At 68.4% G+C, this 10,675-nt stretch carries 9 protein-coding genes and 3 pseudogenes; 7 read left to right on the top strand and 5 right to left on the bottom strand.

The genetic code is table 11. The features are described 5' to 3' along the window. Positions 1–31: 31 nt before the first annotated feature. The 3 genes from VJN29_RS04535 to VJN29_RS04545 are packed head-to-tail and all read left to right on the top strand — an operon-like array spanning position 32 to position 2,822. Complete coding sequence (locus tag VJN29_RS04535; RefSeq protein WP_324142390.1) at positions 32–1,342, top strand: hypothetical protein; 1,311 nt, start codon at positions 32–34, stop codon at positions 1,340–1,342. After that, positions 1,342–2,511, top strand: coding sequence for a protein kinase domain-containing protein (locus VJN29_RS04540; protein WP_324142391.1), 1,170 nt, complete (start codon positions 1,342–1,344; stop codon positions 2,509–2,511). The genes VJN29_RS04535 and VJN29_RS04540 overlap by 1 nt, the downstream gene beginning before the upstream one ends. Next, positions 2,508–2,822, top strand: coding sequence for a hypothetical protein (locus tag VJN29_RS04545; protein ID WP_324142392.1), 315 nt, complete (start codon positions 2,508–2,510; stop codon positions 2,820–2,822). The genes VJN29_RS04540 and VJN29_RS04545 overlap by 4 nt, the downstream gene beginning before the upstream one ends. Before the next feature lie 275 nt (positions 2,823–3,097). Here VJN29_RS04545 and VJN29_RS04550 read toward each other — a convergent pair whose 3' ends face one another. Continuing rightward, positions 3,098–3,241, bottom strand: coding sequence for a hypothetical protein (locus VJN29_RS04550; RefSeq protein ID WP_324142393.1), 144 nt, complete (start codon positions 3,239–3,241; stop codon positions 3,098–3,100). Between VJN29_RS04550 and VJN29_RS04555 the strand changes: the two genes are divergently transcribed. Together VJN29_RS04555 and VJN29_RS20350 are read left to right on the top strand one after the other, a co-directional pair. Then, positions 3,240–3,941, top strand: a complete 702-nt coding sequence (locus VJN29_RS04555) for a GAF domain-containing protein (protein ID WP_324142394.1) — start codon at positions 3,240–3,242, stop codon at positions 3,939–3,941. The genes VJN29_RS04550 and VJN29_RS04555 overlap by 2 nt on opposite strands. A gap of 502 nt (positions 3,942–4,443) precedes the next feature. Beyond that, a pseudogene (locus tag VJN29_RS20350) lies at positions 4,444–4,962 on the top strand (ANTAR domain-containing protein); the annotation flags it as partial. Positions 4,963–5,353: 391 nt separating this feature from the next. Here VJN29_RS20350 and VJN29_RS04560 read toward each other — a convergent pair. Then, positions 5,354–5,722, bottom strand: a pseudogene (locus tag VJN29_RS04560) (transposase); the annotation flags it as partial. A gap of 596 nt (positions 5,723–6,318) precedes the next feature. On the opposite strand from VJN29_RS04560, the gene VJN29_RS04565 reads away from it, so the two are divergent. Both VJN29_RS04565 and VJN29_RS04570 read left to right on the top strand, forming a co-directional pair. Continuing rightward, complete coding sequence (locus VJN29_RS04565) at positions 6,319–6,498, top strand: hypothetical protein (RefSeq protein ID WP_324142395.1); 180 nt, start codon at positions 6,319–6,321, stop codon at positions 6,496–6,498. A gap of 380 nt (positions 6,499–6,878) precedes the next feature. Then, positions 6,879–7,361, top strand: coding sequence for a VOC family protein (locus VJN29_RS04570; RefSeq protein WP_324142396.1), 483 nt, complete (start codon positions 6,879–6,881; stop codon positions 7,359–7,361). A 21-nt stretch (positions 7,362–7,382) separates the two neighbouring features. Here VJN29_RS04570 and VJN29_RS04575 read toward each other — a convergent pair whose 3' ends face one another. The 3 genes and pseudogenes from VJN29_RS04575 to VJN29_RS04585 all read right to left on the bottom strand — a co-directional run. Further along, positions 7,383–7,733 carry a VOC family protein gene (locus VJN29_RS04575; protein ID WP_324142397.1) on the bottom strand — a complete coding sequence of 117 codons (351 nt, stop codon included), beginning with the start codon at positions 7,731–7,733 and terminating at the stop codon, positions 7,383–7,385. A gap of 68 nt (positions 7,734–7,801) precedes the next feature. Next, positions 7,802–9,571: an immune inhibitor A domain-containing protein gene (locus VJN29_RS04580; RefSeq protein ID WP_324142398.1), complete on the bottom strand. Its 1,770-nt coding sequence runs from the start codon at positions 9,569–9,571 to the stop codon at positions 7,802–7,804. Between the two features lie 211 nt (positions 9,572–9,782). Further along, positions 9,783–10,675: pseudogene (locus tag VJN29_RS04585) on the bottom strand (MFS transporter); the annotation flags it as partial.

Genomic DNA, 10,675 nt, shown 5'->3' on the forward strand with positions numbered 1-10,675 from the left:
CGGACAGACACCCTCCGAAGCCGGCTCCGCGATGGACTCGGCCCCGGCCGAGAACGAGGGATTGCAAGGGCCGTCCGCTAGCACAGAGCAGCAGCACCACCCGCAAGCCGAGGTCCCGGCGGACCACCCCGAGGTGGCATACCGGACGACGGCAGCAGTCCCGGAGGCTGCCGCGTCCAGTGCAGCGGGCAACGTCCCCGCCGCGACGGACCAGGGCGGCGACCAAGCCGAGTTGGCGGGGTCGCGCTCCGTCGAGGAGGCATGGGAGCCGGAATACGAGCTGGAGGGGTCGGCCATGGAGAGGCGGTCGCCAGCCGGGCCCCGCGTCGCGCTGGGGTTCAATCTTGCCAAGATCCCCGGACAGGGGGAGGACTCCGACCCCATCGTTCGGCACGGCAGGCACTTGGGCTTGGTGGCCGTGTTCGACGGGATGGGTGGTGCGGGTGGCACCGTCTACGAGACGCCGAAGGGGCAACGCACCGGTGCGTACCTCGCGTCGCGGGTGGCCCGCGATGTGGTCGAACCGCGGATGCTGCGCCTGCTCGACCCGGAGTGGAATCTCGACGGACCGAGCGCAGCGCGGGAGCTGCAGGTCGGGGTGAGGCAGGCGCTGGTCGAGACGCTCGGAGAGCTCAACGCTCCCGCCAGCGGGCTGCGGTCGCGGCTGATCCGAGCCCTGCCGACGACCATGGCGCTGATTGCCCTGCAGCGCCGCGATTCGGACGGCGACCCCTGGACCGGCCACCTGCTGTGGAGCGGTGACTCGCGGGTCTACGCCTTCGACCCGGCGACGGGGGCCCACCAGCTGACCACGGATGACATCCGTGACGCCGGGGACGCGATGGTCAACCTGCGCCAGGACTCGGTGGTGAGCAACGTGATGTCGGCGGACACCGACTTCGTGGTGCGGCACCGCGAGGTGGAGCTGGACGCGCCGTTTGTGGCGATCGCCGCCACCGACGGCTGCTTCGGCTACCTGCGGAGCCCGATGCACTTCGAGCACCTTGTCCTTGCGGCGCTGCGGGACTCGCACGACGCCGAGGAGTGGTCGGCGGTGATGCAGTCCGCGATCGGCGCCGTCACCGGCGACGATGCAGCCATGGGGCTGCTGGCGGTCGGCGCCGACCACGCCGAGCTGCAGGTGCTGTTTGCCGCCCGAACCACCGAGCTGGAGCGTCGGTGGATCCGGCCGCTGGACCAGCTGGGGGCGGAGGTGCAGCGCGCGGAACAGGCACTGGAGGAGGCACGGCGCCGGCAGGTCACCGGTCAGGCGCAACTCTGGGGCGCCTACAAGGCGGAGTACGAACGCTACCTTCGTGCACCGGACGAGAGGGAAGCGTGATGGCACGAACTGACGTGCTGCGTGCCGGTGACATGCTTCGCGGCTACCGGCTCCTGGAGGACTTCCGCGTGGTCGGCGCCGGGTTGAGCGAGTGGACCTTCGCGGAGCAGGGTGGGCGGATCTACTTCGTCAAGCGCTTCCTCAGCCCGACCTACCCCGACGACGCGGCGCCGGGAAGCCCACGGACCAAGGCGCGCAAGCGCGAACGGTGCGCCGCCTTCGAGGCGCACCACCGCGGCATCCAAGTGGCGATGGCCCCATTGACAACCTATGGCGGCAACCTCATCGCCACCCTCGACTTCTTCCGTGAGGGCGCGAAGTACTACAAGGTGACCGAGAAGGTCGACCTCGCCGGGCTGGCGCCGGGTGACGTGGCGCGGTTGGCCTTCCCCGCCCAGTTGGTGCTGCTGAAGACGGTGGCGCACAGCCTGAAGATCCTGCACGACCTCAAGATCGTCCACAGCGACCTCAAGCCCAGCAACGTGCTGATCAAGCGCACCGAGCTGGGCTACACGACCAAGCTCATCGACTTCGACAGCTCCTACATCGTCGGCACGCCCCCGCCTCCCGAGGAGATCGTGGGCACGATGACGCACTACTCGCCGGAGCTGGTGCGCTACATCCAAGGTGCCGCCCACCCCGGCGAGCTCACCCAGGCCTCGGACATCTTCGCGTTGGGCCTCATCTACACCGAATACCTCACCGGGTCACTGCCGCCGTTCGACCCCGCCTACCCGCAGGCCGCGATCGCGGCACTACACGGTCAGCGCCTTCGTCTGGCCACGGACCGGGTGCCCGAGAGCGTGCGCGACCTAGTGGAGCGGATGATGCTGCTCGATCCCGCCGCCCGGCCCACCGTGACGCAGGCGCACGCAACGCTGATGAGGATCCGCACCACCCGCACCACGCCGGGCCGCTTCCCCGCCCCTCCCCGACCACCGATCCCCCTACGCTCGCCCCCCGCGGCTTCGGGAACACCTTCCGGCCGACCAGCGGCGGCGCCATCCACGGCGTCCGGGCTGCGCGGCAAGGGCCTGGGCATCGCCGGCAAGCGCTCCAAGGCCCCCACTGAAGGCACCCCGGAAGGCCCCGCGCCGACGGCAAGACCTCGGGGCCCAGGGCTGCTCGGCCGGCTGGTCTCCCGGATCGATGAGCGGCGCTCGCGATGACCGCGCCGACACCGGTGTGGCGGTGCGCCGTCTGCGAGACCGTCAACACGGGCGGCACCGCCTGCGCAGCCTGCGGCGCGGTCATGACCCGCGGATCCCGAGCAGTCAACGCTGCACGCGCCCGAATCGCACCGCTGCCGCCGCCACCAGCCCGGCAGCAGCTCCCCCCGCCGGTCCAGCGTGCGATCAACCGCGAACCCGTCGACGAGGACGAGTGGCCCTACGACGAGCAGAACGTCCGGATGATTCCCGTGCCAGGCGGATGCATCATGGTCAGCACCCCACGCCGCCGCAACCCCGGCGCCTCGTGAGACAAGTCTGCGGCCGAAATGCGTGTCTCAGACGATCCCGCCCCGTGCCGGCCGCGCGGCCTGTCGACGTCTCAGAAGAGCGGGCAACCCATGAAGCCAAGCCGGGCGCCCACGCTCGCGCGTCTGGATCGTGGCACGGCACCCCGACCGAGCTGACACCGTAGCGAAGCTGTTGCGTCCCGGGTTGCCGCGCGCGGGTTGGGGTGGTGACCGTCCGGCCGCCACAGCTGCCGGACACGAGCGCGACAGCCTGCTGCGCTCCGCGGAGTCCGAGGTCATGCGCCACCGGTCTTCGCCTGCACCAGTAGATCGCGTACGTGCAGCACGAGGACGACAGTGCGGGCCGCCTCTGGGCTGACGGGGCACTCGGCCGCGTCCCAACGCTTGGTGCACGAGTCGGCGGGGTATGCGGATGCCATGGAACCAATCCCCGCAACCCATGAGGCGCTGCTGGAGTTCGAGCGGTACGGCGACCTCCAGTTGCGAGATGACCTGAAGCGGCAGACCGCACTTGCCCAGCAGCTGGTGCCTGGACTGGTCGGTGTCAGCTTGGGCTTGGTCGCCGAGGATCTGGTGTTGACCTATGTCGCCACGGGCGTCGACGTTGCCGCCCTCGATGCAGTCCAGTACGCCGACGACGGACCGTGCCTTGAGGCGGTTCGCAACGGCGAGACGGTCCGCACCGACGCCGAGTCCCTGCTCGATGAGGGCAAGTGGCAGCTGTTTGCGCAGGCGAGTGCGGCCGCCGGCATCCGCAGCAGCCTCTCGATGCCGTTCCGGCGCGACGGTGTCGTCACCGGTGGGGTCAACCTGTATGGCGAGGCGTTGGACACCTTCGAGGGACACGTGGAGGCGCTCGCTGCGGTGTTCGGTGCCTGGGCGCCGGGCGCGGTGGCCAATGCGGACCTGTCCTTCGCGACCCGGCGCGAGGCCGCGAAGGCCCCGCGGCGCCTCAAGTCCCAGACCCACGTCGATCACGCGGTCGGGATTCTGGTCAGCGCGCGTGGGCTGGAACCCCAAGCGGCCGAGCAGAAACTGGTCGACGCGGCCGCACGAGCCGGTGTGGCCGTCCACGTCCTCGCGCTCGCACTCGTGGAAATGTTCGATCCGACGCAATAGGCGCCCCATGGAGGCGGACAGCCGATTCTCTGCCTACTCTGAAAAGCAAGGGGGATATCCCTTTTCGAAGCGGTGCGGCCCAAGCGGACGAGGCCTTGGCAATTCGACTAGCGATCACCGACGGAGCCTCAAATGCACACCGACCCAAGAGCAGTTCGCTGGCGCCGTCGCCGAAGCGGCCCGCCAGATCCCCTCGCAACATGACCTCGCCTCAACGTTGCAGGCCATCGTCGAAACGGCCCAGCGTTCGCTGCCGGGCGTTGACCACGCTGGAGTCTCGGTGACCCCACCGCGGCCCCGGTTCATTGCACGCGCCGTCGCCCTCGGTCTGCGAGCGCAGGTGGCCCACGGCTCTTCGACGCCAGGACGCTCGGCGGCCTCAACCTCTACTCCACCCAGAGTCAAACCCTCGACCCGGACACCATGGTGATGGCCGAACTGCTCGCGACCCAGGCAGCCCTCGCCCTGGGCCCCGGACGCCACGAAGAGCCTCAACCAGGCCCCGTACACCCGCAAGGTCATCGGCCAGGCCATCGGCACCCTCATGGGCCGCTACGAACTCGACGAGGACGGCGCCTTCGCGTTCCTGACACGGGTCTGCCAAGAGGGCAACATCAAGCTTCGTGACATCGCCGCAAGCTGGTCAACGCGACCAACGTCGAAAACCGGCTGCCGGCAAGGAACTACTCGAGCACCCATGACCCGCGCCCACACCCATCCCAGTCAGGGCTCGAGAGCGGGGCACCGGCGACGCATCTGCTGCTTACCAACGACTGCGGGAGTCACGGCGCGCCGCGGACGACTGAACCTGTGCTGGTCGGCGGTGGCGTCCATTCTGGCCATTCCGCATCCCGGATGGACGAGCCAACTACACGTTTGCGCTGGTCAGGGGCTTGGGGCACGATCGGCAGTAGGCCCACCAAAGCCCAGGCAGTCCATGGCGCGCAGGTCGACTCATCCGCCATGGGGTGTCTCAGTGGCCGAGGACGCCGCAGGGCGACGTAACCGCCGGTCGACTTGAGGCTCGTCGTCCTGAGTGGCACGTCGGCGGCCGAGGACCTCGCGGCTGCCCGGGTCCTTGGTCGGATCGCCGGCTGGCAGTGCGTCGCGCGCCCAGTCGGACCGGGTGCGAACGCTGACGACGAACTGCGCCTCGGGTAGTCGTTCCGCAGCACGTCCTCGAGGTCGATGCTCGCGATGCCCTCGAGGCGCATCCGATGGCCGTGCTCGAAGTTGATGAACAGTATCCCGACCTCCGGGTTGACAGGACGTTGCCCGTCGAGAGGTACATGCCGTTTCCGTCGTAGCTCGGGAAGGCCGCGGTCCGCTCGTCGAGGAGCGTACGAGCCGGGCTTGCGGCCCTCGTTGGAGCGAGGTCGCCCCTGCGCGAGGTCGACGGCGCGTTCCCTGGGGTTACCGGCGCGGACGTGCCGATGAGCGGGTTCGAGTCCGTGGTGCTTCTCACGCTCGGTCGTCAGCTTGGCGTTCTCCGCCTCCAGCTGCGCGACCCGCGCCCGCAGCCGCGCGGCCTGCTGCTCGGGCGTCTCGTCGACCACCACGCCAGCCGGGACCCGCCGAGGCTGGGCCTGGAGAGGGGTGCGGGTCAACGTCCCGTCAGCAGCCGTCTTCTTGCCGGTCCCGTACCGCTCGAGCCAGTGCCGCAGCGTGCCCCGCTCGATGCCCAGGTCCTCGGCGATGCCACGCACCGTCGCGCCCGGAGTGGACTCGTACAAGTCGACGGCCTGCCGACGGAACTCCTCGGAGTAGTTCTGGCGGGCCACGGTTCAGGATCATCTCGCTCTCTCCCGCGAATGCGGGATTCAGCGTGTCCAAGAACCAGGGTCAGGGCCCCCCACTTGGGCGAAGCTGATCGACTCCGAGTCGACCCTGCCGACCGCGGTCGAGGTTCTGCTCCGGCAGCGGGAGGAGCGACAGCGCGCCTGAGCTCCGAGCAACCTCGAGGGTCCCAGGAGATGTCGCGGTTGGATGTCGAGAACCCGCTCGCGGCTCCGGAGGACGCCGCCTCCGAGTACCTGCAATCCCGGCGTATCGGCTGACTCATCGCTCACGCGGTCCCCCTGTGAGATGCGCCGATTCCTGTTCATGATGCGGTCCGGGGTGCAACCCTTGATTTCTCGGACCGGGGAGGGGTCGCGAGCTGGTGGAAGGGCGGCCCTCAGGGGTTGACTGGGGGAATGGTCTGGGCCGTGCTTCCTGACCACGTTCGGCGAGCCTGCCGCGCCCTGGTGTCTCGTGAAGGTGGGGCCAGGGAGACGCGACGCCGCCGGATCTGGCGACGCGGGCGGGCCGTCGCCTCCGACCCTATGGACGATGAGCCGGGCGCTGGCAGGATGGGGTCAGTACCGCTGGAGGCATCGTGGACCCGCTGTTCGCTGGACTTCTGGTCGTCGTGGCGACCGCGATCTCGGTCTGGCTGATCACCTACCTACACAACCAGGAGTCTCAGCGGCCATTCACTTGGGTGCAGATCCTGTTGCTCACGCTGTGGTTCCTGGTGACGTTCGGCCTGTTGACCTTCCTCGTGATCCCGGACTGAGGCTGCCTGTCGCGCTTCGTGACCGGCGTCGTGGTCGTGATCTACCGCGTTGAGGTCGAGGTGCGCGGAAGGCCGCCTGAGCTGGCGAGCGATTCGACGTGCTGCGGGCATGCGACTGCTTGGAAAGGGTGTAGGCCAGATCGACTGCCGTCTGGACCGCCTCCTCCTCATTGAGGCGGTGCCCAGCCACGAGCTCTTGCAAGGTAGCCGGCATCGATCCCGCGAGCCAGGTCGTGCCTCATCGCCTGCCTCCCAGCGTTGCACCGTTTCGGCGACCACGATGCCGTATGCCGCTGGGCTCGGTCACGTGCATCCATGGACGAGTCGCGCTGGCCGGCTCATCAACCACCCTCACACCCCGGTGGTCGTAGGGTCGACAGATGACGAACATGGCTGCCGTCGGCAGTGATGAGTTTCCAGTCGTTCGCCAGGTCGTCCTCGACTGCCCTCACCCCCGAGTGCTCGCTGAGTTCTACCGCCAGCTGCTCGGCTACAGTTATCGTCCGGGCGACGAACCGCCTGCTCCGCGGGAGCCGGATCCGCGCGGAGAGGACTGGCTCGTGCTGCGCCCCAGTCGGGGTGATGCGAGGAGCGGTCGTGGCATCGCCTTCCAGGCGACCGATGACTATGTCCGCCCGGAATGGCGGCCCGAGCACGGCACTGGAGGTGCAGGCGACGCAGCCCGACAGCGACAGATGCTCCACCTCGACATGACGGTGCCGGACGCCGCAGCCCTGGCACGGCAGCGAGATCGGGCGCTCTGGCTCGGCGCCACGATCCTCCTCGACCGCTCCGCCGACGAGGAGGAACCGCTCTACGTCTTCGCCGACCCGGCGGGGCATCCCTTCTGCATCTTCGTTTGAGCCGCCTCGTTTCCGAAGGCGTCACGACGACGGGGACTCGGCGAAAGCCAGTGAATTCCCATCCGGATCCGGCACCATTGCGTGGCGGACCCCGTTCGTGTACGTCTCGACTGGTTCGTGGTCGATGCCCTGGGCCGCCAGGCGCTCCAGGAGCGCATCGAGTCCGGAGACGCCGAAGGTGACCCTGCCTGCGCCGGCGCGCGCCGCGTCCGGCTCGATGAAGAGCGTGGCGTGCTCGTCGATGTCCCAGAGGATCTCTTCCCCGGCGCGCAGATCTGGCGGTCGCCCGAAGAAGCGGGTGTACCAGTCAATGGCGGCGTCGAGCTCGGACACCGGGACGCCTGCGATGAGATGAGTGATCGAGCCGTGCATGCTGCTCCTCATCACGGGTCGGCCCGGGCGCCGCGTGGGACGCCCGGGCCGACGAGGTGGGTGTGTGATCAGCCGCCGTTGACCTCGACGGTCATCTTGCCGGTGCTGTTGCTCTGCACCACCCTGATCGTGACGCCGACGCCGGCGACCTTGACGCTACCCATGGGGTTGGCGGCGTCGTAGTAGCGCTCGGGGTCGCTGTCGTCGAAGGTCGAGACAGGCGCCTGGGCCGGAACACCCAGCGTCGTCATGCCAGCCGCCGTCTCCCGGTGCAGGGAGATCGGGTCGGTCCGCTCGACTCCGAAGGTCGAGTCGAACGACTGGATCCGGTTGCGGGCCACCACGCCGTCGCTCCACCTGAGCGCAGCCGGACGGGCGTCGATCGGCAGGATGCGACCGGTGCCAGGGTGGATCCTGGTGTTGTTGTTCGACACCGCGGTGTTCCAGTAGTTGACCAACAGCCCGTCCTGGTAGGGGAAGTGCTCCACCCAGTTGGGCTTCGTCTCGAGCCAGCCGAAGTTGTACGGGCCGACCCTGAGCGTCGAGTCGTAACCGGCATACTGCCGGTTCTCAGCAATGTAGAAGCGGTCGCGGCCGTTGGCGTCCTCGGGAAGGGTGACGATGAGCGCCTGGCCCTTCTTGTTGGCGTGCATCGACGGGCCGAGCACCAGAGTCGCCCCCTCGTCGTGGGCGACCGTGGCATAGTCGAGCCAGCCGAGCTGCAGCTTCTCCCAGGCGCCCATGTGGTTGGGCGTCGTGCCGATCGTGTCCTGACCGTGGCCCATCCATGATCCGGAGCTCATGAGCGTCCAGAACCCCGTGCCGTTCTCGCCACCGCTCGTGTCATAGAGGTCCGGCAGCCCGAGGTCGTGGGCGAACTCGTGTGCGAACACGCCGAGCCCGCCGTTCTCCGGCTCTGTCGTGTAGTCCCGGATCCAGAAGTCGGTGCTACCGACCTGGATGCCACCGTTGCGGTTCCAGGTGGGCCCACCGGCCGCGCGCTGGCCCACCGACCAGCGGTGCGACCAGATCGCCCACTCCGGGGCGCCGGCTTCCTCGCCCTCGCCGGCATGCACGGCCTGGAAGTGGTCGATGTAGCCGTCCGGCTCGTTGAAGTTGCCGTTCCTGTTGTAGTCGTAGCGGTCCCACTGGTCGAACTGCTGCAGATACTGCGTGATCTCGGCGTCGGTCTTGCCGCTCGCCTGCTGCTGGGCGTACCAGGCATTGGCGCCGTCCTGGATGAAGCGGGTCATGTCGGCCTGGCTCTCGGTCTGGCCGTAGCTCGCCTCGTTGAAGGGCACGGTGACCCAGTCCGACGTGTCGCCCTGAACGGTGTAGCGCCCGCTCGACATCTCGCGGTAGAGGCTCGTCATGGACTCGCCGTCGCCGTAGAAGATGTCCTGGAAGTGGTCGCGGTTGAAGTCCTCGACCCAGTAGGTCGTGTCGTCCACCGAGCGGTCCGGCTGCGGAATCTCGTTGTGCACCGGGCCGGCCGGGGCCGACGGGAAACGGGTGTCGATCTGGTCACCGAACTCGATGAGGAAGGTCAGGATGTTGTCGGTGGACTGCAGGCCGTACTGCGCCCACTGGCCCGGGGAGACCTGGACGGCCTGGCCCTGGCCCTTGGTCACTGGGGTGGCCTCGCCATTGATGACCTGGGCGACAGCCTCCTCGATCAGGGCGCGTCGGGCGTCGCTCTGGTCGTCCGGGCGGTCATCGGTGCGTTGGACGACGGTGTCCTCCACGTCCGGGACCGCGTTGGCGGCCACGGCAGGAACTAGCGCGGTAGCCGCAGCGACTGCTGCGCCCATGAAGATTCGGGATCTGGTGTGCCGCATCTCAACTCCTCCGGCCTGCTCCGTTGCAGGACCTGTCGCGTCAGTGCGCGCCCGGCTTGGGGACGGACGCAGCTGCCTTTTTGGGACAGTTGACCGGAGCCTAGGACAAGCTCGAGCCCAGCGCGCGCTGAACTTGACCCGAATCGCCACGCCGGAGCGGGGACCTCGACGGCTGTCGGGGTCCCCGCTCATGGGTGCCGGGTGATGCGGCTCAGACCGCGACGAGGTCCTCGGACTCACCGCTCTCGACCTTGGCCGACGGCTCGTGGTGGCCGATGAGCCCCACCAGCGTCAGGACCGCAGCGATGAGGGCGCACAGCCCAGCCAGCAGGAAGGCCGCGTTGTAGGCGCTGCCAAGAGACTCGAAGGCGAGCTGCTGGAGCTGTTCTGGCATGGGGACCGGGGGCATGTCGGGACCTGCGCCGGGGACGACGGGCATGGAGTTGATCGCCATGGCGCCTCCCTCGTGTGCGATGCCACCGGCGATGTCGGAGTACGGCGGCTCGAGTCCGGAGGCGCCGATGGCCGGGCCGACCTTCTCGAGCATCCACTCGTTTGCCTTGCTGAAGGCCACCGCGCCGATGAGGACCGGGCCAAGCGCGAAACCGAAGTCTCGCAACAGGTTCGTGGTGGCGCTGGCCATGCCCGCGAGCCGGATCGGGACCGTGTTGATCGCGACGGCGGTGATCGAGCCGACGGTGAGCGCGAAGCCACAGCCGAGGATGAGCATGGGAGCGATGAAGCGAGTCCAGCTCATGTCATGGACGTCGAAGGTCGAGGGCCACAACCCGCCGATGGCCATCAGGGCGAAGCCGCCGGTGAGGATCCACTGCGCCGGCACATTGCGGATCAGGTGGGACACCACCGGCACGAGCACGAAGGCGGGACCCTGGATGAAGAGGAACAGCACACCGATCACCAGCGCGTTCTGGTGCTGGATGGCGCCGAGCCAGATGCTCATCGAGAAACAGGTCGCGAGGAAGGCGAACATGCCGATGACCGTCGCGATCGCAACCACGGCGTAGGCGCGGTTGCCGAACACGTGCAGGTGCAGCAGTGGGGACTCGGTGCGCAGCTCGATGACGACGAAAGCGGCGAGCAGCA

The organism is Intrasporangium sp. (assembly GCF_035280925.1).
Classification (GTDB): Bacteria; Actinomycetota; Actinomycetes; order Actinomycetales; family Dermatophilaceae; genus Intrasporangium.